The 26,595-nt window shown below is 43.3% G+C and carries 27 protein-coding genes and 2 tRNA genes; all 29 read left to right on the top strand.

Going from position 1 to position 26,595, the window contains the following annotated elements; all coding sequences use genetic code 11:
- Positions 1-264: 264 nt before the first annotated feature.
- The 29 genes from rnmV (at position 265) to tilS (ending at position 26,592) form a co-directional block, all read left to right on the top strand.
- On the top strand, positions 265-828 hold the full coding sequence (gene rnmV / locus AC1WMD_RS17525; protein WP_043906418.1) for a ribonuclease M5: 564 nt from the start codon (positions 265-267) through the stop codon (positions 826-828).
- A complete protein-coding gene (rsmA, locus tag AC1WMD_RS17530) occupies positions 821-1,705 on the top strand; it encodes a 16S rRNA (adenine(1518)-N(6)/adenine(1519)-N(6))-dimethyltransferase RsmA (RefSeq protein WP_043906419.1) in 885 nt (294 codons plus the stop codon). Before rnmV ends, rsmA begins: the two co-directional genes overlap by 8 nt.
- Before the next feature lie 109 nt (positions 1,706-1,814).
- Positions 1,815-2,699, top strand: a complete 885-nt coding sequence (gene yabG, locus AC1WMD_RS17535) for a sporulation peptidase YabG (protein WP_043906420.1) — start codon at positions 1,815-1,817, stop codon at positions 2,697-2,699.
- A 197-nt stretch (positions 2,700-2,896) separates the two neighbouring features.
- Positions 2,897-3,154 carry a biofilm formation stimulator Veg gene (gene veg / locus AC1WMD_RS17540; protein ID WP_043906421.1) on the top strand — a complete coding sequence of 86 codons (258 nt, stop codon included), beginning with the start codon at positions 2,897-2,899 and terminating at the stop codon, positions 3,152-3,154.
- Positions 3,155-3,261: 107 nt separating this feature from the next.
- Positions 3,262-3,441, top strand: coding sequence for a small, acid-soluble spore protein, alpha/beta type (locus AC1WMD_RS17545; RefSeq protein ID WP_043906422.1), 180 nt, complete (start codon positions 3,262-3,264; stop codon positions 3,439-3,441).
- A gap of 201 nt (positions 3,442-3,642) precedes the next feature.
- Entirely contained in the window at positions 3,643-4,512 is an 870-nt protein-coding gene (gene ispE, locus AC1WMD_RS17550; protein WP_494258114.1) for a 4-(cytidine 5'-diphospho)-2-C-methyl-D-erythritol kinase, read from the top strand.
- 55 nt (positions 4,513-4,567) lie between these two features.
- Entirely contained in the window at positions 4,568-5,392 is an 825-nt protein-coding gene (gene purR, locus AC1WMD_RS17555; protein ID WP_043906424.1) for a pur operon repressor, read from the top strand.
- A 26-nt stretch (positions 5,393-5,418) separates the two neighbouring features.
- On the top strand, positions 5,419-5,793 hold the full coding sequence (locus AC1WMD_RS17560; protein ID WP_043906425.1) for a RidA family protein: 375 nt from the start codon (positions 5,419-5,421) through the stop codon (positions 5,791-5,793).
- A 157-nt stretch (positions 5,794-5,950) separates the two neighbouring features.
- Entirely contained in the window at positions 5,951-6,241 is a 291-nt protein-coding gene (spoVG, locus tag AC1WMD_RS17565) for a septation regulator SpoVG (protein WP_003247437.1), read from the top strand.
- Positions 6,242-6,384: 143 nt separating this feature from the next.
- A complete protein-coding gene (glmU, locus tag AC1WMD_RS17570; RefSeq protein WP_494258115.1) occupies positions 6,385-7,764 on the top strand; it encodes a bifunctional UDP-N-acetylglucosamine diphosphorylase/glucosamine-1-phosphate N-acetyltransferase GlmU in 1,380 nt (459 codons plus the stop codon).
- 12 nt (positions 7,765-7,776) lie between these two features.
- On the top strand, positions 7,777-8,724 hold the full coding sequence (locus tag AC1WMD_RS17575; protein ID WP_043906427.1) for a ribose-phosphate diphosphokinase: 948 nt from the start codon (positions 7,777-7,779) through the stop codon (positions 8,722-8,724).
- An 80-nt stretch (positions 8,725-8,804) separates the two neighbouring features.
- Positions 8,805-9,437, top strand: a complete 633-nt coding sequence (locus tag AC1WMD_RS17580) for a 50S ribosomal protein L25/general stress protein Ctc (protein ID WP_043906428.1) — start codon at positions 8,805-8,807, stop codon at positions 9,435-9,437.
- Positions 9,438-9,502: 65 nt separating this feature from the next.
- Entirely contained in the window at positions 9,503-10,063 is a 561-nt protein-coding gene (gene pth / locus AC1WMD_RS17585) for an aminoacyl-tRNA hydrolase (protein ID WP_043906429.1), read from the top strand.
- A 64-nt stretch (positions 10,064-10,127) separates the two neighbouring features.
- The gene (fin, locus tag AC1WMD_RS17590) at positions 10,128-10,358 is read left to right on the top strand and encodes an anti-sigma-F factor Fin (protein WP_043906430.1); all 231 of its coding nucleotides are present in this window, start codon (positions 10,128-10,130) and stop codon (positions 10,356-10,358) included.
- A gap of 143 nt (positions 10,359-10,501) precedes the next feature.
- A complete protein-coding gene (mfd, locus tag AC1WMD_RS17595; RefSeq protein WP_043906431.1) occupies positions 10,502-14,035 on the top strand; it encodes a transcription-repair coupling factor in 3,534 nt (1,177 codons plus the stop codon).
- Between the two features lie 194 nt (positions 14,036-14,229).
- Entirely contained in the window at positions 14,230-14,766 is a 537-nt protein-coding gene (spoVT, locus tag AC1WMD_RS17600) for a stage V sporulation protein T (protein ID WP_043906432.1), read from the top strand.
- A gap of 108 nt (positions 14,767-14,874) precedes the next feature.
- Complete coding sequence (locus AC1WMD_RS17605) at positions 14,875-16,461, top strand: putative polysaccharide biosynthesis protein (protein ID WP_494258116.1); 1,587 nt, start codon at positions 14,875-14,877, stop codon at positions 16,459-16,461.
- Positions 16,458-17,924, top strand: coding sequence for a bifunctional methyltransferase/pyrophosphohydrolase YabN (gene yabN / locus AC1WMD_RS17610; RefSeq protein ID WP_043906434.1), 1,467 nt, complete (start codon positions 16,458-16,460; stop codon positions 17,922-17,924). Before AC1WMD_RS17605 ends, yabN begins: the two co-directional genes overlap by 4 nt.
- Positions 17,925-17,940: 16 nt before the next feature.
- Positions 17,941-18,225, top strand: coding sequence for an RNA-binding S4 domain-containing protein (locus AC1WMD_RS17615; RefSeq protein ID WP_043906435.1), 285 nt, complete (start codon positions 17,941-17,943; stop codon positions 18,223-18,225).
- Positions 18,226-18,347: 122 nt separating this feature from the next.
- On the top strand, positions 18,348-18,653 hold the full coding sequence (yabP, locus tag AC1WMD_RS17620; protein WP_043906436.1) for a sporulation protein YabP: 306 nt from the start codon (positions 18,348-18,350) through the stop codon (positions 18,651-18,653).
- Positions 18,650-19,270: a spore cortex biosynthesis protein YabQ gene (gene yabQ, locus AC1WMD_RS17625; protein WP_043906437.1), complete on the top strand. Its 621-nt coding sequence runs from the start codon at positions 18,650-18,652 to the stop codon at positions 19,268-19,270. Before yabP ends, yabQ begins: the two co-directional genes overlap by 4 nt.
- Before the next feature lie 19 nt (positions 19,271-19,289).
- Positions 19,290-19,661 carry an FtsB family cell division protein gene (locus AC1WMD_RS17630; RefSeq protein ID WP_043906438.1) on the top strand — a complete coding sequence of 124 codons (372 nt, stop codon included), beginning with the start codon at positions 19,290-19,292 and terminating at the stop codon, positions 19,659-19,661.
- Between the two features lie 120 nt (positions 19,662-19,781).
- Positions 19,782-20,180 carry a S1 domain-containing RNA-binding protein gene (locus AC1WMD_RS17635; protein ID WP_043906439.1) on the top strand — a complete coding sequence of 133 codons (399 nt, stop codon included), beginning with the start codon at positions 19,782-19,784 and terminating at the stop codon, positions 20,178-20,180.
- 316 nt (positions 20,181-20,496) lie between these two features.
- Positions 20,497-20,573 (top strand) — tRNA-Met (locus AC1WMD_RS17640).
- 6 nt (positions 20,574-20,579) lie between these two features.
- Positions 20,580-20,651: transfer RNA gene (locus tag AC1WMD_RS17645), tRNA-Glu, on the top strand.
- 193 nt (positions 20,652-20,844) lie between these two features.
- Positions 20,845-23,331 (top strand): stage II sporulation protein E, encoded by a 2,487-nt coding sequence (spoIIE, locus tag AC1WMD_RS17650; RefSeq protein ID WP_043906440.1) that lies wholly within the window; start codon positions 20,845-20,847, stop codon positions 23,329-23,331.
- A 63-nt stretch (positions 23,332-23,394) separates the two neighbouring features.
- The gene (locus tag AC1WMD_RS17655) at positions 23,395-24,132 is read left to right on the top strand and encodes a VWA domain-containing protein (protein WP_043906441.1); all 738 of its coding nucleotides are present in this window, start codon (positions 23,395-23,397) and stop codon (positions 24,130-24,132) included.
- The gene (prkT, locus tag AC1WMD_RS17660; protein WP_043906442.1) at positions 24,098-25,078 is read left to right on the top strand and encodes a serine/threonine protein kinase PrkT; all 981 of its coding nucleotides are present in this window, start codon (positions 24,098-24,100) and stop codon (positions 25,076-25,078) included. The genes AC1WMD_RS17655 and prkT overlap by 35 nt, the downstream gene beginning before the upstream one ends.
- 125 nt (positions 25,079-25,203) lie before the next feature.
- The gene (gene tilS / locus AC1WMD_RS17665) at positions 25,204-26,592 is read left to right on the top strand and encodes a tRNA lysidine(34) synthetase TilS (protein ID WP_043906443.1); all 1,389 of its coding nucleotides are present in this window, start codon (positions 25,204-25,206) and stop codon (positions 26,590-26,592) included.
- Positions 26,593-26,595: the final 3 nt, after the last annotated feature.

Genomic DNA, 26,595 nt, shown 5'->3' on the forward strand with positions numbered 1-26,595 from the left:
GGATGCGGAGGGTTTTTTTACCCTCTGCTTTTTCGTTATAATGGAGAAAGATGTTTCTGCCTATTTAGACGAAAAAAATTGAAAAAATGTTACGCTGATTTTACAAAAAATATTCACTGATTTTGCAAAAAATAAATATATCGTTTCATAATTGGCGGGAAAAATTACTTCATCATTATTTTACCGGAAAGGAGGCATTGCAGAAATAGGAAAAAGGACTTATTCCCATTACGGAATGAGAAAATAATTTCTGCGCAATTGGTGATGAGAATTAAGGAAATTATTGTTGTCGAAGGAAAAGATGATACAGCAGCAATTCGGCGCGCTGTGGACGCAGATACGATTGAAACAAACGGAGCGGCAATTAGCGAAGAAATTATCGAACGCATTAAGTTGGCAAAAGAAAAACGGGGTGTCATTATTTTTACTGATCCGGATTTTCCAGGGGAAAAAATTCGTAAAACGATTACCCAGCATGTTCCTGGCTGTAAACATGCTTTTTTGCCAAGGAAAGCGGCCATCGCGAAAAATGGAAAAGGAATTGGTGTTGAACATGCGTCTGTGGAAGATATTCGTCAAGCGTTAGCAAACGTATATGAAGAAACAACCGAGTGGAAGGAAGAGATCACGTTTGATGAACTTGTTGCTGCCGGCTTAATCGGTGGAGAGTTAGCGAAAAAGCGGCGGCAGCGATTGGGGGAAAGGTTAAAAATCGGCTATGCCAATGGAAAGCAGCTTTATAAGCGGTTGAAAGTGTTTCAAATCACCAGGGAAACGTTTTATGCAGCTTTAGAGCAAGTGATGCAGGAGGAAATACAGGATGAATAAAGATATTGCCACGCCGGGACGTACAAAGGAAATTTTGGATCAATACGGGTTTTCTTTTAAAAAAAGTTTAGGACAAAACTTTTTAATTGACACGAATATTTTGCGGAAAATTGTCGATGCTGCGGAAATTTCCGCAGAAACGGGAGCGATTGAAATTGGCCCGGGAATTGGGGCATTGACGGAACAATTGGCACGCCGGGCCAAAAAAGTGGTCGCCTTTGAAATAGACCAGAGATTGTTGCCGATTTTGGCCGACACGTTGTCTCCGTATGGAAATGTGCGAATTATTCATCAAGACGTGTTAAAAGCGGATATTCATCAAGTGATCGCGGACGAATTTACAAACGTAGCCGATATTATGGTGGTGGCTAATTTGCCGTACTATGTAACCACACCGATTATTATGAAGCTGCTGACCGACCATCTGCCGATTCGCGGCATGGTGGTGATGCTGCAAAAGGAAGTAGCCGACCGTCTAGCTGCCAAGCCAGGGACAAAAGATTATGGCTCATTGTCCATTGCAGTTCAGTATTATACAGAAGCAGAGGTCGTCATGACGGTGCCGCGGACCGTGTTTATTCCGCAACCGAACGTCGATTCCGCCGTGATTCGATTAATAAAGAGAAAACAGCCGCCTGTAGCAGTAAACGATGAGACATTTTTCTTTCAAGTCGTGCGGGCAAGCTTCGCGCAGCGCCGAAAAACGATTTTAAACAATTTAGTCAACAACTTGCCGAACGGAAAGGCGATGAAAGAGCAAATCGAAAGCTCTTTAGCTAACGCAAATATTGATCCGCGCCGTCGCGGAGAAACGCTGACAATGGAAGAGTTCGCCGCACTAAGCAATGCATTGCGCAACATATTGATCAACCTTTAGTGCGTTTTTGAGCTGGCGTGCAGCAAGGAATGCATAATGTCTATCACCTATTGTCCGAATATGCATATGGTACTTAGTAGGCATTTATTTCATAATGGAGTGATGGGTGATGGACATCAAGATCGGCGATATTGTGGCTAGAAAATCATATAAATGTGATTTATTGTTTCGCGTAATCGATATAAAAGAAAAAGGGGACGAGAGGGAAGCCATTTTATATGGTGAAGATGTGAGACTGATCGCGGATGCCCCGTGCAGCGATTTAGTCATCATCGATGAACGGGAACAGCAGGAAAGAAAGAAAAAGGAAATAGAGCTTATTGAACAGTCATATAAACTGTTTCGCCAAGATTACCATGCAATAAAGCAAAAAATCGAATATCGGGCAACAGGGGGATACCGGACGGAGAAGGATTTTTTTCAAATTCCAGGACGTGTCCTTCATCTGGACGGTGACCCTTTATATTTGCGAAAATGTTTGGATTTATACGAACGAATTGGCGTGCCGGTATATGGGGTGTATTGCGAGGAAAGCGAAATGTCGGAAAAAGTTGGTGCACTGATTGAGCAGTTTCGCCCGGATATTTTAGTCATTACCGGCCATGATTCCTATTCGAAATCAAAAGGAAAAGTAAATGATTTAAAGGCTTACCGCCACTCGAAACATTTTGTACAGACGGTCAAGGAAGCGCGCAAAAAAGTTCCTCATCTTGACCAGCTTATTATTTTCGCGGGAGCGTGCCAATCCCATTTTGAATCATTGATCCGCGCTGGTGCCAACTTTGCCAGTTCTCCGGCACGGGTAAACATTCATGCGCTCGATCCCGTCTATATTGTTTCGCGGATTAGTTTCACCCCTTTTATGGAGACCGTCAATGTTTGGGATGTGGTCCGCAATACATTAACCGGGGAAAAAGGACTTGGAGGGGTAGAAACCAAGGGAGTGCTGCGTACAGGAATGCCTTTCCGTTTAATGGATGATACAGGTGATTAGAACCGCCATGATGAAAAGGCGGTTTTTTTATTTTTAACGGATACATATTTTTACATAAAAGTGCCATAATATACATAAAAAGAGGGATTTTGTAGAAAAATAAACATTGACAGTAATGAAAGTGCATTGGTATAATTTTTATTTTTGACTTTAAAGAGAATTTTTGTTATAATTAAAAACAGTGAGGTGGATAGTGAATGCCAAAAACTTTATCCGATATTAAAAAAACGTTGGATTCTAATATCGGCAGACGTTTGACGTTGCGAGCAAACGGCGGGCGGAGAAAGACGATTGAACGCTGTGGAATATTAGCAGAAACGTATCCATCGGTATTTGTGATTGAACTCGACCAAAAAGAGAACGCGTTTGAACGAGTATCGTTTAGTTACGCGGATGTATTGACAGAAACGGTAAAATTGACGTTTTTAGATGACGATAAAGTAGGTGGGCAGTAGACAATTTTGTTTGCTGCTTTTTGTTTTGTCATAAATAGGTCAACATAAAGACGTTTATTTTTTTTCATACTAAAACTGTCGCGGCGGATAAGAGGGGGTTGCTGACATTGGGTCGTCGCCGTGGAATTATGTCGCAACGCTTTAAAGAAGAATTAGCAAAAGAATTAGGTTTTTATGATGTCGTGAAGCGAGAAGGATGGGGAGCGATTCGCGCGAAAGACGCTGGAAATATGGTGAAATTGGCGATTGAAAAAGCAGAACGACAGCTAGCCGCGAAGACAGAATAACGTCTACGCAACATTGGAAAATAAAAACGCCGCGACAGCCGAAGCACGACCGCTTCGGCTTTTGTTTGGCGCCATTTGTCATATTGTTTGACAGGATGAATGAAATATACTTTTCTGTATTTAGCAACATTCATGATTTGTGGTATTATGATAAAATGGATTTATGAAGAAAGTTGGAAGTCGTTAAAGTAGGTGGAACGTTTGAGGCTATTAGTAAAGGCACCAGCAAAAATTAATTTGTCATTGGACGTGTTACATAAGCGGCCGGACGGGTATCACGAAGTGAAAATGGTCATGACAACGATTGATTTAGCCGATCGGATTGAATTAATTCCGCGTGCCGATGATGCAATACAGATTATTTCGCAAAATCGGTTCGTTCCAGATGACCACCGCAATTTGGCGTATCAAGCGGCAAAGTTATTAAAGGAAACATTTTGCATTAAACAGGGTGTATCAATTTCCATTACCAAACATATTCCGGTAGCGGCGGGGCTAGCGGGGGGAAGCAGCGATGCCGCCGCAACATTGCGGGGATTAAATAAGCTTTGGAATTTAGGTCTTACCCTTGATGAATTAGCAGAGTTAGGAGCGCAAATCGGTTCTGACGTATCGTTTTGCGTTTACGGCGGAACAGCGATTGCCACCGGGCGCGGCGAAAAAATTATCCCCATTCCTTCACCGCCCCCATGCTGGGTTGTGTTGGCAAAACCGTCCATTGGCGTTTCTACCGCGGAAGTGTATCGGAATTTAAAGGTGGAGGAAGTGACGCATCCGGATGTTGATGCCATGGTAGAGGCGATTGAACGCCAAGATTATTTTGCTATTTGCCAATTAGTCGGGAACGTATTGGAAGAAGTAACGTTGAAAAAGCATCCGGAAGTAGCGCATATTAAAGAGCAAATGAGGCGGTTTGGCGCAGATGCAGTATTGATGAGCGGCAGTGGGCCGACGGTATTCGGGCTCGTCCAGCATGATTCAAGAATGCAGCGCATTTACAATGGGCTTCGTGGTTTTTGTGAACAAGTATTCGCTGTTCGTTTATTAGGTGAACGTCATCCACTTGATTAAACACGTACATTTTTGGTATATTTACTTTATAACATTCGGTTTTGGGAGGTCCGCTATGAAGTTAAGGCGCAGCGGCCGTTTAGTGGATATGACCCATTATCTTCTTGAACGGCCACATCAGCTTATTCCGCTTACGTTTTTTGCGGAGCGTTATGAATCGGCCAAGTCATCGATTAGCGAGGATTTAGCGATTATTAAACAGACATTTGAACAGCAGGGGATTGGAACGATTAAAACGTTGCCGGGGGCTGCTGGCGGCGTACAATATATCCCAAAAATGTCGAAACAGGAATCTGAAGAAATTGTGACATATTTATGCGAGCAGTTATCGCGTCCGGATCGGTTGTTGCCCGGCGGATACTTATATATGACCGATATTCTTGGTGACCCTCGTATTATGAACAAAATCGGCCGGCTTTATGCGTCGATTTTTGCCGACCGGCCGGTCGATGTCGTCATGACGATTGCGACAAAAGGAATTCCGCTCGCCTATGCGGTCGCCCACTTTTTGTATGTTCCAGTTGTTATTGTCCGCCATGACAATAAAGTAACAGAAGGATCGATGGTCAGCATCAACTACGTTTCCGGTTCTTCCAAGCGCATTCAAACGATGGTGCTGGCAAAGCGGAGCTTGGCGGAAGGAGCCAATGTATTAATCATCGATGATTTTATGAAAGCGGGCGGAACGGTTAACGGCATGGTAAATTTGTTGAATGAGTTTAACGCAAAACTTTCCGGTATCGGTGTTCTTGTCGAATCGGAAGAAACGAAAGAGCGGCTCGTAGACGAATATATTTCGCTCGTGAAATTGTCTTCTGTCGATGTCAAAGAAAAACAAATTACCGTAAAAGCAGGAAATTACACGCAATTTATGGAATAGATAAACGAGAAAGGAGAACAAACAGGATGAAAAAAGTAGAAACGAATAAAGCGCCGCAGGCGATTGGTCCGTATTCGCAAGGAATTATCGTCAATAACATGTTTTACAGCTCGGGGCAAATTCCGCTCACTCCCGAAGGAGAGATGGTACAAGGCGACATAAAAGCACAAACACATCAAGTATTTCAAAACTTAAAAGCCGTTTTGGAAGCGGCTGGCGCATCGCTTGATACAGTAGTCAAAACGACGGTGTTTTTGAAAAACATGGATGATTTTGCGGCAATGAATGAAGTATATAGTCAATATTTCACAAACCATAAACCAGCGCGTTCGTGCGTGGAAGTAGGGAGACTGCCGAAAGACGCCCTTGTCGAAATTGAAGTAGTCGCGTTGATTCAATAGATTTCCATATCCTACCTTTTCCCTAAACAGCCAAGGATGCTGTATATTGCATACTAGGTATTTTTGTATAAAAAATTTTCAAAAAAAAGAAGGAAATAGAGAAGACATGTGGAATAAAAATAATCAAGTCTGATATAGGGAAAAGGTGGTGAACATAATGGAAGTTACTGACGTAAGATTACGCCGCGTAAATACCGAAGGACGTATGAAAGCGATTGCCTCGATCACACTGGATAACGAATTCGTTGTCCACGATATCCGCGTCATCGATGGCAATAATGGATTGTTTGTCGCAATGCCAAGCAAGCGTACTCCAGATGGAGAATTTCGCGACATTGCGCATCCGATTAACTCAGCGACGCGCGGGAAAATTCAAGAGGCAATATTAGCTGAGTATCATCGCTTAGGTAAGTTGGAAGAAGAACTTGAAGAAGCTGGTGCTTCATAAAAATAAGAAAAAAGAGCCTGTGCCAAATGGACAGGCTCTTTATATTTTTTGCCTTATTTTAGAAAAATCAATGATTCCTTGAAATACACCATTAATTAAGATATATTCAATTATGGATAAAAAGGTAATTGGAGGACCTATATATGGCAAAACGGTATGCGGTCATATTGGCAGCTGGACAGGGAACGAGGATGAAGTCGAAACAATATAAAGTATTGCACCCTGTTTGCGGCAAGCCAATGGTTCAGCATGTGGTGGACCAAGTTTTACAGCTAGGAATAGAAAAGCTTATTACTGTTGTTGGATTTGGAGCAGAACAAGTAAAAGCGCAGCTTGGCGACCAAAGCGAATATGCCCTTCAGCAAGAGCAATTAGGGACGGCGCACGCAGTTATGCAAGCAGCCCCTTATTTACGAGAAAAAGATGGAGTAACGCTCGTTGTATGCGGAGATACACCGTTAGTTACTGCTGAAACGATGCAAGCGTTGCTTGATCATCATCTTGCGACCAATGCAAAAGCAACGATTTTGACAGCAGTTGCAGATAACCCTGCCGGATATGGCCGTATTGTTCGCGATGCTCATGGCAATGTTGAAAAAATTGTCGAACATAAAGATGCAAGCGAACAAGAACGTGCCATCAAAGAAATTAACACAGGGACATATTGTTTTGATAACAAATCTTTATTTCAAGCGCTTACACATGTATCAAACAATAATGTACAAGGGGAATATTATTTAACAGATGTCATTGAAATTTTAAAATCAAATGGCAGTATCATTTCCGCGTACAAAGCTCCGTCTTTTGAAGAAACAATCGGGGTAAACGACCGCGTTGCCCTCGCCGAGGCAGAAAAAATTATGCGCGAGCGGATTTGTCGCAAACATATGATGAACGGGGTAACGATTATTGATCCTGCTCATACGTATATATCCGCTGAGGTGCAAATCGGCCGTGACACCGTGATTTATCCAGGGACGGTCATTGAAGGAAAAACGGTAATCGGTGAAGATTGTACGATTGGACCAAACTCGGAAATTAAAGATTGTTTGATTGGAAACGGCACAGCGATTCGCCATTCCGTTGCCCATGACAGTGAAATTGGGAACGATGTCACGATCGGACCGTTTGCCCATATTCGTCCATTATCGAAAATCGATGATGAGGTCCGTATCGGAAATTTTGTCGAAGTGAAAAAATCGACGTTTGGCAAAGGAAGCAAAGCGTCACATTTAAGCTATATCGGCGATGCGGAAGTCGGCGCCAACGTTAATCTTGGCTGCGGATCCATTACCGTAAACTATGATGGAAAAAATAAACATATGACAAAAATTGAAGATGGAGCGTTTATTGGCTGTAATGTCAATTTAATTGCTCCTGTGACGATTGGAAAAGGCGCTTATGTTGCCGCCGGCTCCACCATTACCGAGGACGTTCCTGGAAACGCATTATCAATTGCCCGCTCGCGGCAAGTGAATAAAGAAAACTATGTCGACCGTCTGTCGATCAAGAAAAATTCTTAGTGGAGGTCTATCATGTCTGAGTGTCATCATCATCTAAAATTATTTGCGTTAAATTCAAACATGAAGTTAGCGGAAGAAATTGCGGAAATTATGGGAATTCAATTAGGCAAATGCTCTGTCTCCCGTTTTAGCGATGGGGAAATTCAAATTAACATTGAGGAAAGCATCCGCGGCGATGACGTTTTCGTTCTTCAATCGACAAGTGTCCCGGTCAATGAGCATCTAATGGAATTATTAATTATGATCGATGCGTTAAAACGCGCCTCGGCACGAACGATTAATATTGTTATGCCGTATTACGGCTATGCCCGTCAAGACCGGAAAGCGCGCTCCCGCGAGCCGATCACGGCGAAGCTAGTGGCCAATCTTTTGGAAACGGCAGGAGCTTCGCGCGTCATTACGCTTGATTTGCACGCGCCGCAAATTCAAGGATTTTTTGATATTCCAATCGACCACTTGATGGGAGTTCCGATTTTAGCTGACTATTTTAAAAGCAAAAATCTTGATGATATCGTCGTTGTTTCTCCAGACCATGGTGGCGTGACGCGGACAAGAAAACTTGCCGATCGTTTAAAAGCGCCGATTGCCATCATTGATAAGCGCCGGCCAAAGCCAAATGTGGCGGAAGTCATGAATATCGTTGGACAAGTTGAAGGGAAAACTGCTATTTTAATTGATGATATCATTGATACGGCCGGAACGATTACATTAGCTGCCAACGCACTGATCGAAAACGGAGCGAAAGAAGTGTACGCATGCTGTACGCATCCGGTTCTGTCCGGTCCGGCAATTGAACGCATTCAAAATTCAAAAATTAAAGAACTGGTTGTTACCAATTCAATTGCGTTGCCAGAAGAAAAGAAAATTGATAAAATTGTAGAGCTGTCAGTTGCACCGCTGATTGCGGAGGCCATTACCCGCGTGTATGAAATGAAGTCTGTCAGTGTATTGTTCGATTAATGGAAAAACATGTTTAGACCTTCTTGTTTTAGGATAAAGTATCAATAGATTCAAATTCTAATTCAGGAAGGTGAGGAAACATGGCTATAATACTAGAAGCAAAAGAACGCATGGACAGAAAACATTCCACACTTCGAGGCATTCGTTTGCAAGGAAACATTCCTGGAATATTGTATGGGAAAAATGTGGACAATAAAATGATTTTTGTCAGTGGCGCAGAACTGGAAAAAACGATCCGTGAAGGTGGGCGCCATAGCTTAATGACGCTGAAAATAGGCGGAAAAGATTATTCTGCCCTGCTGCGCGAGGTCCAAAGAGATCCGCTGCGCGGCGATATTCTTCACGTCGATTTTCAAGCAGTGGATATGTCGACAGAAGTAGATATTGATGTCGATGTGCGCTTAATCGGCGAAGCTGCCGGAGTAAAAGACGGCGGCGTATTGCAGCAAAATCTGCATCAATTATCGATTCGCGTATTGCCGGCGAATATTCCACAGTCGATTGATATTGACATCTCGCACCTTCAAGTAGGCGATACAGTTACGGTGGGAGATGTAAAAACGGACGGAAAATATGAAATTAACCATGAGCCTTCTGAAGTGATTGCGACGATCTTGCCGCCACAACAAGAAGAGGAAATTCATAGCGGCGAACAGCAAGAACCTGGTCGTCCTGACGCAGAAGAAGGAAGAGAAACGACTCCAGAAGCATAAATTCGGACGTAGCCGTTTTCGGTTACGTCTTTTGTAGTATCATCGCAAAGAGAGGAGACCGAGTATTGAAATTATTTGTCGGCCTTGGGAATCCAGGAAAAGAATATGAGCAAACGAGGCATAACGTTGGATTTATGGTAATCGATGAGCTTGCCAAGCGCTGGAATATTTCCTTTCAAGCAACAAAATTTCGCGGAATGATCGCCTCAACCATCATTTCCGGAGAAAAAGTGGCATTATGTAAGCCGCTGACATATATGAATTTATCAGGGGAATGTGTTCGACCGTTAATGGATTATTATCGTATTGATATCAATGATTTAATTGTTATATATGATGACCTTGACCTTCCTGTCGGAAAAATTCGCTTGCGCATGAAAGGAAGCGCCGGCGGACATAATGGCATTAAGTCCCTGATTCATCATTTAGGAACGCAAGAATTTAAACGGATTCGGATCGGTATCGGGCGCCCGGCAAATGGGCAAAAGGTAACTGATTATGTGTTAGGCCGCTTTGCCAAAGAAGAAAGTGACACGGTAATGGGAGCGATTTTACGTTCGGCTGATGCGTGTGAAAAGGCTGTTACTGCGCCATTTTTGCAAGTGATGAATGAATTTAACGAATGAATATTTTCCTCCTAATTGGTGCAAAATGAAAGTATGGAATACGCCCTTTAGGAGGTTTGTTGCAATGGCATTACATTATTATTGTCGGCATTGCGGAGCAAAAGTAGGGACGATTGATCAAGTTTCCATATATAGTGAACAATTAGGATTTCATCACTTGACAGAGGAAGAACGCTTGGAGATGATTTCGTATCAGCCGAATGGTGATATTCATGTAAAAACCATTTGCGAAGATTGCCAAGAGGCGTTGACAAGAAATCCAGAGTTACATCAGTATGAGAAGTTTATCCATTAACGGGGCTTTGGGCAACCAAAGCATTTTTGTGTTTTTACTTATAAATATATCCATATATGTTTTTATATGGAAAATAGCAGCTGGTTTGTATACAAATATAGCAATAGAGAAATACAATGATGTTGAGAGGAGGGAGAATAGGGGTGCTTTCGTTGCATCGCTATTTAGTTGAAAATCAAGATGTTCGTTCCATTATCGAAGGCGTGAAAGCAGGATTGAAAGAACAGCTCGTTGCCGGGTTATCCGGTTCGGCCCGGTCTGTTTTTGTTTCGACATTATACAAGGAAATGAATAGACCGATTTTGGTCGTTACCCATAATTTGTTTCACGCGCAAAAAATGTATGACGACCTTGTTCAATTACTCGGAACTGAAGAGGTGTTTTTGTATCCAGTCAATGAGGTTATTGCCGCCGAAATGGCGATCGCTAGTCCGGAATTAAAGGCGCAGCGTTTAGAAGTGATGAATTATTGGACGAAACAGCAGCAAGGCATTGTTATTTGTCCAGTTGCTGGATTGCGGCGTTTGCTTCCTCCTGTATCGTTATGGAAGGATCATATATTCACGTTTGCGGTTGGTCAAGATATCGATATTGACCATTATAAGCAACAGTTCGTGCAAATGGGATATAAACGTGTAGCGACGGTATCGACCCCTGGGGAATTTAGCATTCGCGGCGGCATTATTGATATTTATCCGTTAACTGCGGAGTTTCCGTACCGTATTGAACTATTTGATACGGAAATTGAATCGATTCGTACGTTCACCGCTGATGATCAGCGCTCGCGTGATGAAGTGCAACAAATAACCATCGGACCTGCCGATGAAATGATAGTTTACGGAGAGATGCTAGAGCGGGGAATCGAACGAATTGAGGCGGGATTAACAGAAAGCCTCAGCAAATTAAAAGACGAGAAAGCAAAACAATTATTACTAGAACATGTATCGTCAGAACTTGAGCAATTAAAACAAGGACAGGAAATTGAACAACAATATAAATATATGGCGCTCTTTTATGAAGAACCTGCTAGTTTGCTAGACTACCTGCCGGGAAATGGCATATTGCTAATGGATGAAATGAGCAGATTACAAGAGGCGGCTGAAAGTTTAGATAAAGAAGAGGCAGAATGGTACACCAGCTTGCTTAGCAACGGAAAAATCATTCATGATGTACCAATTTCCCACTCATTGTCTGAATTATTGCAAAAGCATCGCAAACAGCGGATTTATTTGTCCTTATTTTTGCGGCATGTCCCACATACCCACCCAGAAAACATTGTCAATATTTCCTGCAAACAAATGCAGAATTTCCACGGGCAAATGTCGTTGCTGAAATCCGAGCTAGAAAGATGGAAAAAAGCCAACTATGCGGTAGTTTTTTTGGCGCCGAACGCAGAGCGGATGAAAAAGCTGCAATCCGTGTTGGAAGACTATGAAATCGATGTTGCACCGTTAAGCAGGGACGCGATGCTGATGCACGGCAAATATCAGATGCTCGAAGGCGACTTAAATACGGGGTTCGAGCTGCCGATGCAAAAGCTTGCTGTGATTACGGAAGAAGAGTTGTTTAAAAAACGGGCAAAAAGACCGATTCGCCGCCAAAAATTATCGAATGCGGAGCGAATTAAAAGTTATTCGGAACTGCAAGTTGGCGATTACGTGGTCCATGTCAACCACGGTATCGGTAAATATTTAGGAATCGAAACATTAGAGATTAACGGTGTGCATAAAGATTATATCCATATTCAATATCAGGGCAGCGATACGTTATATGTGCCGGTCGATCAAATTGATCAAGTGCAAAAATACGTTGGTTCAGAAGGAAAAGAGCCGAAAATTTACAAATTAGGCGGATCCGAATGGAAAAAAGTCAAAAAGAAAGTTGAATCGTCCGTCCAAGATATTGCTGAAGATTTAATTAAGCTGTACGCTGAACGAGAAGCAAGCAAAGGATACGCGTTTTCCCCGGATACAGAAATGCAGCGGGAATTTGAAGCGGCATTTCCATATCAGGAGACAGAAGATCAGCTGCGCTCGATTGAGGAAATTAAGCGCGATATGGAGAGCGACAAGCCGATGGATCGCCTTCTTTGTGGCGACGTTGGCTACGGAAAGACGGAAGTAGCGCTGCGAGCCGCGTTTAAAGCGATTATGGACGGCAAACAAGTCGCGTTTCTCGTACCGACGACGATTTTAGCACAGCAGCATTACGAAACGGTGCGCGAGCGATTTCAAGGGTTCCCAATTAACGTTGGGCTGTTAAACCGCTTTCGCACTAGAAAACAGCAGGCGGAAACGATCAAAGGGCTAAAAGACGGAACGATTGATATGGTCATTGGCACACACCGCCTATTATCGAAAGATGTCCAGTTTAAAGATTTAGGGCTTCTCATCATTGACGAAGAGCAGCGATTTGGCGTTACCCATAAAGAAAAAATCAAGCAACTAAAGGCAAATATTGATGTGCTGACATTAACGGCAACACCGATCCCAAGAACGTTGCATATGTCAATGATCGGTGTGCGCGACCTATCCATTATCGAAACGCCGCCGGAAAATCGCTTTCCGGTGCAAACGTATGTGATGGAATATACCCCTGAACTCGTAAAGGAAGCGATTGAACGGGAGCTGGCTAGAGACGGACAAGTATTTTTCTTGTACAATCGTATTGAAGATATTGAGAGGAAAGCGGAAGAAATTTCACAGCTCGTACCAGAAGCGCGTGTTACTTATGCGCACGGGCGCATGTCAGAAAACGAGTTGGAGTCCACGATGTTGGCGTTTTTAGAAGGGCAGTACGATGTGCTGGTGACGACGACGATTATTGAAACAGGTGTGGACATTCCAAACGTCAATACGTTGATTGTCTATGACGCTGATCGCATGGGGCTGTCGCAATTGTATCAGCTGCGCGGGCGCGTCGGACGCTCCAATCGCGTTGCATACGCATATTTCACATACCGAAAAGATAAAGTACTCAATGAAACGGCAGAGAAACGGCTTCAGGCGATTAAAGAATTTACCGAACTTGGCTCAGGATTCAAAATTGCGATGCGCGACTTATCGATCCGCGGTGCTGGCAACATATTGGGGGCGGAACAACACGGCTTTATCGATTCCGTCGGATTTGATTTATATTCGCAAATGCTCAAAGAAGCCATCGAAAAACGAAAAGGAATCAAACAGGAAGAAGAAAAACGGGAAGTGACGATCGATTTGGAAATCGACGCGTACATTCCAGATACGTATATTTCCGATGGGCTGCAAAAAATCGATATGTACAAGCGGTTTAAAGCAGTGGAAACGATGGAAGACGTGGAAGCACTGCGTGAGGAAATGGTGGACCGCTTCGGCGATTACCCAGATGAAGTCGCTTACTTGTTCCAAGTAGCGGAAGTGAAAGTGTTTGCTAAACAAATCGGCGTCGAATCCATTAAGCAGCAAAAGCAGCAAGTGGAAATTTTATTTGCTGAACACGCATCAAAACATGTCGAAATCCAGCGTCTATCCAAAATCGGCGGACAATACGGACGCTTGTTTGGTTTTGGAATGGAAGGGGCTAAATTAAAAATCGTGTTATATATTAAAGATTTCAAACCGCAAGAGTGGCTGATGATTTTATACGAAACGTTAAAGGAACTTTCCTGTGTTAAAGATGAAAAATCGATTATTGCCTAAATGAAATGTTTATGTTTACAAAAGCTCGGTGATAATGAAGGATGGGTAAATTTATCTAAAATTGAAAAAATCACTTTCATCGCGTATATAACTTGGATTGTGAAGGATACTAATCACAGCAATGGTGAATTCTCCATAACAAGGATTCATCGGAGTATTCTTCAAATCCTAGGTGAAAGTGAGGTATCTGTAAGATGAAAGCAACGGGTATTGTTCGTCGAATCGATGATTTAGGAAGGGTTGTCATACCGAAAGAAATTCGAAGAACATTGCGCATTCGTGAAGGAGATCCGCTCGAAATATTTGTTGACCGTGATGGTGAAGTCATTTTAAAAAAATACTCACCAATTAGCGAATTAGGCGATTTTGCGAAAGAATATGCTGAAGCGCTATTTGACAGTTTAGGACAGCCGGTATTGATTTGTGACCGCGATGTTTTCATCGCTGTTGCAGGTGTGTCGAAAAAGGAATATTTAAACAAAAGTGTAAGTCCATTAGTGGAAAAGGTGATGGAAGAGCGCAATTCCGTACTTCATACGGAAGAGGGAGAAGTCGAGCTCGTTGACGGAGTTTCGGAGACGTTAAATTCGTATACGATTGGCCCGATTGTAGCCAACGGTGATCCGATTGGAGCTGTCATCATTTTATCTAAAGAAAAAGAGCTTGGCGAAGTGGAGCATAAAGCAGTAGAAACAGCCGCGAGTTTTTTGGCGCGGCAAATGGAACAGTAAAAATGATCGACAAGAAAAAGGTAGCGTTCTATGCTACCTTTTTCTTTTGCGCTATAATAGCAATCGTTATTGGATTTATGAAGTTATACGTGCGGAAGGAGAAACGCGATGAAACCGCAAGAAAGGAGCATATGGAGAGGGACGGTCGTTTTAACGATCGCCGCTTTTATCACAAAACTATTAAGCGCTGTTTATCGCGTCCCGTATCAAAATATTGTCGGAGACGTCGGTTTTTATATTTACCAGCAAGTGTATCCGATTTACGGTATTGTCATGTCGCTTTCATTGTATGGCTATCCGGTTGTCATTTCTAAGCTGATCGCAGAGCGGATAGCGGAGTGCGACCAAAAAGGAATTGCATCCGTTTTGCGAGTTTCGTTTTTGTTTTTATGCATGCTCGGCCTGCTTATTTTTGCCGGCCTTTATATAGGGGCAGAACAGCTTGCGATATGGATGGGCGACGGCCAACTCGCCCCGTCCATTCGCCTTCTTTCTGTCTCGTTCTTGCTATTTCCATTTGTCGCATTGCTGCGCGGCTATTTTCAAGGGCATAACCATATGGTGCCGACTGCGGTTTCCCAAGTCGGAGAGCAGCTTGTCCGTGTGTCTGCCATCCTTTTTTTGTCGTATTCGTTTATAAAAAGCGGATATGATGTCTATACGTGTGGAACGGCGGCGATGGCCGGCACATTGGCAGGAATGGTGACTGCGCTTCTTTTATTGACAGCGTTTTGGATAAGAAGGGAAAATAGAGGAAGAGTAAAAATAAAGAGTGCGGAAGCAAGGCGCATTGTATCTTATTTATTTGTCAAAGGAGTTATTATTTGCGTTACCAATATGGTGTTAACGCTTATTCCATTGGTCGACTCGTTTTTATTATTATCGTTGCTTAGCGAACGGGGCGGAGAAAGCATTGAACAAGCCAAACTGTTAAAAGGAATATACGACCGCGGCCAGCCTCTTATTCAGCTTGGCACGGTAGTGGCGACTTCTTTTTCGCTAGCGCTTGTTCCGCTTATTTCCGGTGCGAAAAAACATCGCAGCGAACAATTTCTTTACGAAAAAGCCGATTTATCGCTGCGCGTCGCATTGGTAATCGGATTAGGCGCCTCTTTAGGATTAATTTGTCTTATTCGCCCAATTAATATCATGCTGTTTGAAAACGATCTCGGTTCGCTTTCTCTCGCGATTTTAATGACTTCTGTTTTCTTTACGACATTAGCGCTTACGCTTTCGGCGCTATTGCAAGGAATGGGATATGAATGGATTGCCGTAGCGGGTGTATTCGTAGCGGTGGCAATGAAAAGCGTTTTGAATTATCTGTTTGTTCCTACGCTTGGGACGGTTGGCGCCGCCATGGCGACAACGGTGTCCTATGCGGCGATGGCTTGCTTTTTGTACGTCGTATTGCGTCAAAAACTTCCTTTTTACGTGCCAAAAAAAACGTATATATATTCCGTTGTGAAAGCAGCCGTAGCGATGGCGGTTGTATTGCGGCTGTATACATCGCTTGCCGGAACATGGGATGGCAGCCGTCTGTTCGCAGCCGGCGAAGCGCTAGGCGGCGTTTTGCTTGGGGCTGTGATCTATCTTGCCATCGTGATTAAAGGGCGTGTATTTTCTGAACAAGAATTATCTCTTCTTCCGTTGGGAAACAAACTGCGTGTACTATTAGGAATAGGTGATGAGAGATGAATACGATCTATATTTTTGGCTTAGGCGCCGGGGATATCGAGCAATTGCCGTTAGGGGTATATCGCAAATTAAAAACTGCTTCTCCGCTTTTTGTGCGGACAAAGGAACATCCTGTTGCCAAGGAATTGCAGGAAGAGGGAATCTCGTTTACCTCTTTTGATTTTATTTACGAAAAACATGAACAATTTGCAGAGGTATATCAGGAAATTACGGCAATTTTATTAGAACAAGCGAAAAAAAGCGACATTTTTTATGCCGTTCCCGGCCATCCGCTGGTGGCAGAAAAAACGGTACAGCTTTTATTAGAAGCTGAGCGCCGCAATGAATGTCGCGTTGTCATTGAGGGCGGGCAAAGCTTTCTCGATGCGCTGTTTACCGCGTTAAAAATCGATCCGATTGAAGGGTTTCAGCTGATGGATGCTACCTCGTTTCAAGGGGATGAATGGTCATTAACAAAGCATACGATTTTTTGCCAAGTATATGATTCGTTTATCGCATCGGATGTGAAATTGACGTTAATGGAACAGCTTCCCGACGATTATCCTGTCTATATCGTCACGGCAGCGGGAAGCAAAGAGGAGAAGGTAACGAAAGTTCCGCTATATGAGCTAGACCGTGTGGCGACATTGAACAATTTAACGAGTGTATATGTTCCTCCTGTCCGTGACGAGAAACTGCTTTATCACCGTTTTGAAACATTGCGGCGCGTTATCGCCACATTAAGAGGCCCGAACGGTTGCCCGTGGGACCGCAAACAAACCCATGCCTCGCTAAAACGATATTTGCTCGAAGAAACATATGAACTGTTTGAGGCGATCGACGATCATGACGATGATCATATGATCGAAGAGCTCGGCGATGTGCTGCTGCAGGTGATGCTTCATGCGCAAATCGGCGAAGATGAAGGGATGTTTTCCATTGATGATGTCATCCGCGGAATTACAGAAAAGATGATTCGCCGCCATCCGCACGTATTTGGCGACGTTACAGTGGACAATGCCGAACAGGTCGTAGAAAATTGGCAGCGAATTAAAGAAAAGGAAAAAGAAACGAAAGAGGAGCCCGTTTCGTTGCTTGCAGATGTGCCGAAAAGCCTGCCGAGTACGTTGAAAGCGTATGAACTGCAGAAAAAAGCGGCAAAAGTAGGGTTTGATTGGGACGATGTCGAGCCGATGTGGGAGAAAGTTGCCGAAGAAATCGCTGAGTTTCAGCAAGAGGCAGCAAAACCGCATGATCGTTCCCAGCTCATCGGCGAATTTGGCGATATTTTATTTGCGCTCGTTAATGTCGCCCGCTACTACGACATTAATCCAGAGGAAGCGCTGCAGATGGTCAACCAAAAGTTCTATCGGCGGTTTTCTTATATAGAGGAGCAGGTGAGAAAAAGCGGCAGGGCGATCACATCATTTTCCCTTGCCGAATTGGACCGTTTTTGGGAAGAAGCAAAAGAAAAAGGATTGTAAAAGGGAGAGATAGAGCATGCGTTTAGATAAATTTTTAAAAGTTTCCCGTTTGATCAAGCGCCGCACACTTGCAAAAGAAGTAGCCGATCAAGGGCGGATTACGATTAACGGCGCCGTGGCGAAGGCGAGTTCGACGGTAAAAATAGGGGATGAATTAACGATTCAATTTGGGCAAAAACGGCTGACAGTAAGGGTGATTGATTTAAAAGAAACGACGAAAAAAGATGAGGCGGCCAATTTATATGAAGTGATCCGCGAAGAACGAATCGCTCCGGAAATAGAGGATGATGAAGAAATCTAATTTATGCATATAGGCTTGTTCTAAAACGGCTCCCGCATTCATACATATGGTACCAACGTTAGGTTAGGAAAGAAATGTTTCTGTCTTTGACTTGATTTTAAGTAGGAATGCGGGGGATGAAAATGAGCCAACATTATGATTTTGGCGGAAATGCAAATAAAGGTCCTATCCAAGAACACGATGTGATTATGCGGGGAAGACGTCTCCTTGATATTACCGGGGTCAAGCAGGTCGAAAGCTTTGATAGTGAGGAGTTTTTGCTCGAAACGGTGATGGGATTTTTATCGATCCGCGGACAAAATTTACAAATGAAAAATTTAGATGTCGATAAAGGAATCGTTTCGATCAAAGGAAGAATCTTTGATCTCGTTTATTTAGACGACCATCAGGAGAAGGCTAAAGGATTCTTTAGCAAGTTGTTCAAATGAGCTTAACGACACAGTTGGCGACCATGCTGGCGATGATCGGAATGGGAGGCTGGCTTGGCATCGCATTGGATACGTATAACCGTTTTTTGCAGCGACAAGATCGTGCCCATTGGATTGTGTTTATCAATGACATTTTATTTTGGATCGTTCAAAGTTTAATCATCTTCTATGTGTTATTGTTCGTCAATGAAGGCGAGCTGCGCTTTTATATTTTCTTGGCGATTTTATGCGGTTATGCCGCTTATCAAAGTTTGTTTCGCACGATCTATCTAAAAGTGTTGGAATGGCTGATTTGGTTTGCGACGAGACTGTACCAATTTTTCGTCCAGCTGTGCCGTTATCTCATCATTCGTCCAATTCAGTTCCTCTTTCAAATGTTATTGGCTCTCATGTTGTTGATGTGGAAATTGCTTCTTGCTTTTCTTCGTATCTTGTATCAATGTGCAAGGCTGTCGTTTGCTCCATTTCGCTGGATCGGTTCAATTATTTGGAAGATAATGCCGCAACCTTGGCAAAGGGCGCTCGCAAAAATTTTTCGCTATTTAACAGGAATTATTCACCAGGTGAAGAATATGAAAAATAGGATTGGAACGTGGATATCAAAATGGAAAAAGTAAAAGCAGAGGTGCAAAAATAATGAGTGTACCGCACAAAACCAATGTAACAAAATTGCAATCTTCATACATATCAGAACAGGAGGAGAAAAAGAAGAAGGCGTCAAGAAGGCGGCGGATTGCCGTCGTCCGCTTTACTTTTTTTGGGATTGTTCTAGCGCTGTTTTCTTTGGTATTTGTTTATACGATGCATTCTCAAGCAAAGGATATTGAAGCAAAACTAGCCAGCAAAAAGCAGCTTGAACAAAAATTAGACAAGCTAAAAAACCAGGAGAAGCAGCTGAAAGAGGAAATTAAAAAGCTGCACGACGATGAATATATCGCGGAGTTGGCGCGAAAAAAATATTATTTGTCCAAAGATGGAGAGATTATTTTCGTCGTTCCAGAAAAGTAATTTTTTACTTTGTGTCCCCTGGTGAAATACGGGCGCCTGCCTTATTGACACTCGTTTTTTTAATTCGTTATAATGAAAGAAAATCATTTTTAAAGTTTTTTAAGGAGGAGCACTTTTTTTATGTCAATTGAAGTAGGCAGCAAGTTACAGGGCAAAGTAACAGGAATTACGAAGTTCGGGGCGTTTGTGGAGCTGCCAGAAGGTGTCACTGGACTGGTTCATATTAGTGAAGTAGCGGATAATTACGTAAAAGACATTAACGATCATCTGAAGGTTGGAGATATCGTTTATGTCAAAGTCATCAATGTAGAGAAAGATGGGAAAATCGGTTTATCCATTAAAAAAGCAAAAGATACGCCGCCTTCACAGCGTCCACGCCATAAAATGAACGACCGAGCCGCGGCAGAAAGCTTCGAACAAAAAATCAACCGTTTCCTGAAAGAAAGCGAAGACCGTTTGGCGTCGCTGAGACGTCATATGGAGTCGAAGCGGGGAGGTCGTGGAGCGAGACGTGGGTAACTTGCTGCTGAATGTATGAAAGGGTAAGATTGCGGAATAACGGATAAAAAGCATCCATTTTTGGTGGGTGCTTTTCTTGTTTTGGTCTAGGGAGCGCCATATTCATCTGCCTGGGCGTATGATAGTACTATATTTCTTGAGGCTTCGACTTTCGATGGATAAGAATTTCATCAGATCCTTGGATACAAAACGAAAAATATTGTATTGTCTTCTCTATTTTTGCTGCACTGACGGAAGATTTCACCAATGTGATTTAGATCAAGAACCTATTGACAATAATCTATTTGATCCATTATTATATAAGATGTTGTTGCATGGCGGCGTAGCTCAGCTGGCTAGAGCGTACGGTTCATACCCGTGAGGTCGGGGGTTCGATTCCCTCCGCCGCTACCAGAATAAGGCCCGTTGGTCAAGTGGTTAAGACACCGCCCTTTCACGGCGGTAACACGGGTTCGAATCCCGTACGGGTCACTATGAAAACGAGGATGTTTCTCGACCGAGAGGCATCCTCGTTTTTTGTTTTTTAGCACCAATTTGTGAATTTATGACGTGTTAGCAAGAAATGCGTCGAACGTTTTTTTTCTTTGCCTCTCTTTTTTTGACAAATTTTTGATAATTCAAAATATATAATAGGGTTAAGAGAAAAGCAAAGGAGAGGATCGGAATGGAAAGAGTAGAAAGAGTGGAAAGAAGGTTGATGAATCGAATTTCGGAAGTGCCTATTAATGAAACACAGGCAGTGTTATCGCGCTGGGTGCGCCATGTGAAATTGCGGCTAGGACACTTATTTATTCATAAGGGTTTTCTTCTTATTATTATCGGCTTTTTACTTGGACGGGCTCTTATTCTGTCAAAGTTGACTCCGTTTGCCTTACCGTTTTTCGCTGCTGTTTATATGTTGCGCCGCGATAAGGCTGCGTTAGCGTTTATTGCATTGTTGGCAGGTTCTCTTACTTTATCGTTTGATACAATGTTGTTTGTATTTGTCGGAGTGTTCGGCTTCCTCATTGTCCAGGCGTGGATTCGAAAATTTTTTAGTGAGTCGTTAAAATTGGTGCCTTTTGTTGTTTTTTGTCTATCCTTTTCTACAAAATTAGCGATTTCATATTATTGGTTAGGAAACAAAACGTTATATGAAGCCGTCATGGCATTGGTAGAAGCTGGTTTAGGATTGGTGTTAACGCTTATTTTTATCCAAAGTATTCCGCTGCTAACGGTGCGTAAGTATAAACATGCATTAAGGGCGGAAGAAATTATTTCGTTAATTATTTTACTGGCATCCATGCTAACGGGAATGATCGGCTGGACGGTTTACGGACTCTCGCTTGAACATGTGATGTCGCGCTATCTTGTGCTGCTATTTTCGTTTGTGGCGGGAGCGACGATCGGTTCTACTGTGGGAGTGGTGACGGGGTTGATTTTAAGTTTAGCGAATGTCGGTAATTTATATGAAATGAGTTTGCTGGCATTTGCCGGACTTTTAGGAGGATTGCTAAAAGAAGGAAAGAAAGCTGGCGTGTCTTTCGGATTGTTGATTGCTACATTGTTAATTGGGCTGTACGGGAACGGCAAAGCAGAGCTTGTGCCGACGATTATGGAATCATGTTTTGCCGTGATTCTCTTTGCTTTGACATCCCGCTCCATAACGGAAAAAATCGCAAAACATATTCCCGGCACAGCGGAATATACGAATGAACAGCAGCAATATGTCCGAAAAATCCGTGATGTGACGGCACAGCGAGTTTCCCAATTTTCAAATGTATTTCAAGCGCTGGCCAACAGCTTTTCCACAGGAGGTTTGTCTGCTTCTGACGATTATAGCGAACGGGAGATTGACTACTTTTTAAGCGATATTACCGAAAAAACGTGCCAAACTTGTTTTAAGAAAGAGCAGTGCTGGTCGTACAACTTTGATACAACATATGAGTATATGAAACAAATTATGCTAGAAGCGGATGCGAAAACGCTGCCACAAAATCATAAACTATTGCGGGAATGGGACCGTCACTGCGTCAAAGCCGGCAAGGTAGTGGATCTTATCGAAAAAGACGTAATGGTGTATCAGGCGAATCGCAAACTGCGGAGGCAAATCAACGAAAGTAGAAAATTAGTTGCTGAGCAGCTGTTAGGGGTTTCGCAAGTGATGGAGGATTTTGCTAAGGAAATTCAGAAGGAACGCGAAAACCATTATTTGCAGGAAGAACAAATTTTCCACGCTTTACAGGAATTCGGAATCGAAATCGGCCATGTTGATATTTATAGCCTTGAAAAAGGAAACATTGATATCGAAATGAGCATTCCGTATTGCGAAGGCCGCGGTGAATGTGAAAAGTTAATTGCGCCGATGCTCTCAGATATTTTAGGAGAAACTATCGTTGTCAAACGGGAAGAATGCGCTGCATATCCGAACGGCTACTGCCGGGTAGCCTTTGGCTCGACGAAAGCGTTTGTAGTTGAAACAGGGGTGGCGTTTGCGGCAAAAGGAGGCGGATTGGTGTCAGGCGACAGCTATTCCATGATTGAGCTTGGCACAGGAAAGTATGCGATTGCCATCAGCGACGGCATGGGAAATGGAGAGAGGGCGCATAACGAAAGCAACGAGACGCTGCGCCTTTTACAAAAAATTTTACAAACGGGAATTGATGAATCGATCGCCATTAAGTCGATTAATTCCATCTTATCCTTGCGAACGACGGAAGACATGTATTCGACGCTCGACTTAGCGATTATCGACTTGCAAAACGCGGTGACGAAGTTTTTAAAAATTGGTTCCACCCCGAGTTTTGTCAAACGCGGCGATCAAGTCATGAAAATTGAAGCATGCAACTTGCCAATCGGCATTATTAAAGAAGTAGAATTTGAAATTGTCAGTGAACAATTAAAGGCCGGCGATTTATTGATTATGATGAGCGACGGGGTATTTGAAGGGCCGGTGCACGTGGAAAATCACGACGTATGGATGAAACGGAAAATTAAAGAATTAAAAACGAACGACCCTCAAGAAGTGGCGGACTTAATCATGGAAGAAGTGATTCGCAGCCGAGCAGGAAGGATTGATGATGATATGACGGTAGTCGTCGCGAAAATTAAACATAACACGCCAAAATGGGCGACGATTCCGGCTTATATGTATACAAAAAAAGCGCAGTAATAGTATAAAAACCCCATCCTCCGGCGATGCTTGTAATACATCAGCTGAGGAGGGGAAGAGAAAATGCGTAAAGGGACGTTAAGGCAAATTTTGTTGATTACGGACGGTTGCTCCAATCATGGAGAAGATCCAATTGCGATGGCTGCATTGGCGAAAGAACAGGGAATTACCGTGAACGTGATCGGTGTGCTCGATCAAGATACGATTGATGAGAGCGGATTGCGCGAAATTGAAGGGATTGCTTTGTCCGGCGGCGGGATTAGCCAAGTCGTTTATGCGAAACAGTTGTCACAGACGGTGCAAATGGTAACGCGAAAAGCGATGACGCAAACGCTTCAAGGCGTCGTGAATAAAGAATTGAAGCAAATATTAGGTTCCGATGTTTCGCTTGAGGATTTGCCACCAGAAAAACGCGGCCAAGTGATGGAAGTAGTCGATGAACTTGGCGAGACGGTGGAATTAGAAGTTTTAATATTGATAGATACAAGCGGAAGCATGAAAACAAAACTGCCAACGGTGAAAGAAGCGCTGCTCGATTTGTCGCTTAGTCTGAATGCGCGGATGGGAGATAATCGCTTTGCTGTATTTGTATTTCCAGGGAAACGGGGGGATGTGGAGAAAATTGTCGACTGGACGCCACGAATTGAAGAGCTGTCGACGGTATTTCCAAAATTGACATCGGGAGGATTGACGCCAACAGGGCCGGCCTTGCGGGAAGCATTAGCGTATTTCGGCAAAAAAAGATCATTAAGGAGCTGGATTGGCGATGATGAGTCATACTTTGAGGAGTCATCTATGTAATCTTCCGCAAGGGACGGTCATTACCGGAAAATGGCATCGCCATTCGTACAAGCTGCTGAAACAGCTTGGCAGTGGGGCAAACGGAGTTGTTTATTTGGCGGAAAGCAAGAAAGGACTTGTTGCTGTAAAGCTTAGTGATGATCATGCGTCGGTCACGTCGGAAGTCAATATATTGCGCCGGTTTTCCAAGGTCCAGGGAGTTGCCCTTGGACCTTCTTTACTAGATGTCGATGATTGGATGAATCCTTTTTTGCATCAAACGGTTCCATTTTATGTGATGGAATATATTAAAGGAGAAAGTTTTCCTGCTTTTATTCGCAAACATGGGAAAGTATGGGTTATCATTCTTTTGTTGCAACTTTTAGCTGCCCTTGATCAGCTTCATCAAGAAGGATGGGTATTTGGCGATTTAAAGCCGGAAAATTTGCTCGTTGCCGGTCCGCCTCCTACGATTCGGCTTCTCGATGTAGGGGGCACGACGTTACAAGGGAGGGCGATTAAGGAATTCACGGAGCTTTATGATCGCGGTTACTGGGGACTAGGTTCACGCAAGGCAGAGCCATCGTATGACTTATTTGCAGCAGCAATGATTATGATTACCGCTTGCTATCCGATGAAACTGGAGAGAAAAGGGGATGGACGAAGCCAGTTGTTGTCGATCATTCGGACAGATACAATGTTGCGGAAATATGAGGACGCATTGTTGAAGGCGATCGATGGAAAATATAAGCGAGCCTCCGAGATGAGGCGGGACATTTTAGCCGCTTTTCACCGTTCTTCCCGTTCCCATTATCATCAGCGGCCGGCCCGGCAAATGACGCCGATGTCGCGCCGGGGTAAAAAGAAAAAGCACCGCAAAGCTAAAGGAGTGTTAGAAACGGTATTGATCGCTGCCGTCCTTTTATGCGTATACGCCATCTATGTGTATCATCAAATGCTCCCTTAATAAAATTTTTTATCGCTAGCATGGCTATTTCTTGATAAAATAATGGGCGAGATTTTTGAGAAAATATTGCATTAATGGTACGATGAAAATGAAAAACTATTTTTGGATAAAGAGGTTTTTTCAAAATGATCGCGGAAGTGCACGAGTTTATCGAAAAGCATGCCCTGCTTACCCGGAATGCGACAGTGATTGTCGGAGTATCGGGCGGTCCGGATTCGCTGGCGCTATTGCATTTTTTTTGGTCGATGCAAAAGGAATGGAATATCACATTAATCGCTGCCCATGTAGACCATATGTTTCGCGGCAAACAATCTGAAGAAGATATGCATTTTGTGAAACATTTTTGTGAGGCGCACGGTATTATATGTGAGGCGAAGCAAATCGACGTTCCGGCGTTCCAGCGTCGGTCAAAACTAGGCGCCCAGGAGGCGGCGCGTCAATGCCGCTATCGATTTTTTGCGGAAGTAATGAAAAAATATCAAGCGCAATATTTAGCTTTAGGCCATCATGGCGATGACCAAGTCGAAACAATTTTAATGCGGCTTGTGCGCGGCAGCACGAGCAAAGGCTATGCCGGCATTCCTGCAAAGCGCCCATTTTATGGCGGATACATTATCCGGCCGTTTCTGGCGGTAAGCCGTACGGATATTGAAGCGTATTGCCGGCAGCACCAAATTATGCCGCGCCATGACGCTAGCAATGATAAAGAAGATTATACGCGAAATCGATTTCGCCATCACATTATTCCATTGTTAAAAAAAGAAAATCCGCGCCTTCATGAACGGTTTCAACTGTATAGCGAAACAGTAATGGAAGATGAGGAATTTTTAGAGGAATTAGCGAGGGATGCGCTGAATAAAGTAATGGAAAAACAACGCGATGCGGTGATGTTAAAAATTAAGCCGTTTCTAGCGCTAGCTAAACCTTTGCAACGAAGAGGACTTCAGTTGTTGCTTAGCGATCTTTATCAAGACGTCCCTTCCTCTCTTACTTCGATACATATCCATAATATATTGACGCTTTTGCATCGCCGCCGTCCTTCGGGGAGGTTAAACTTGCCAAATGGCTTAAAGGTCATTCGTTCTTATGATTGCTGCCTGTTTACCTTTCAGGAAGAAAAAAAAGATGCCGGCTATCTATTCGAATTACATATTCCGGCTGTATTGCCCCTCCCAAATCATCATGTAATCGTTAGCGAATTTTGGGAACACTATCCGAAAGAGCAGAAAGGAAACGATATGTTTATTATCGATCCAGAGGCAATTTGCCTCCCGTTGCGGGTACGGACGCGCCGCGCGGGTGACCGGATGACGCTGAAGGGGATGAGAGGAACAAAAAAGGTAAAAGAAATTTTCATTGAAGCAAAAATTCCGTTGCATGAAAGAGAGAACTGGCCGATTGTCGAAGATGGACAAGGAAATATTATATGGATTCCAAAGCTAAAAAAATCGATTTTTGAAACAACCGATGTTACCAAAACACGCTATATTGTATTACACTATAAACAGCAATGAACA

This window comes from Parageobacillus sp. NEAU-HV-2, from assembly GCF_059115485.1.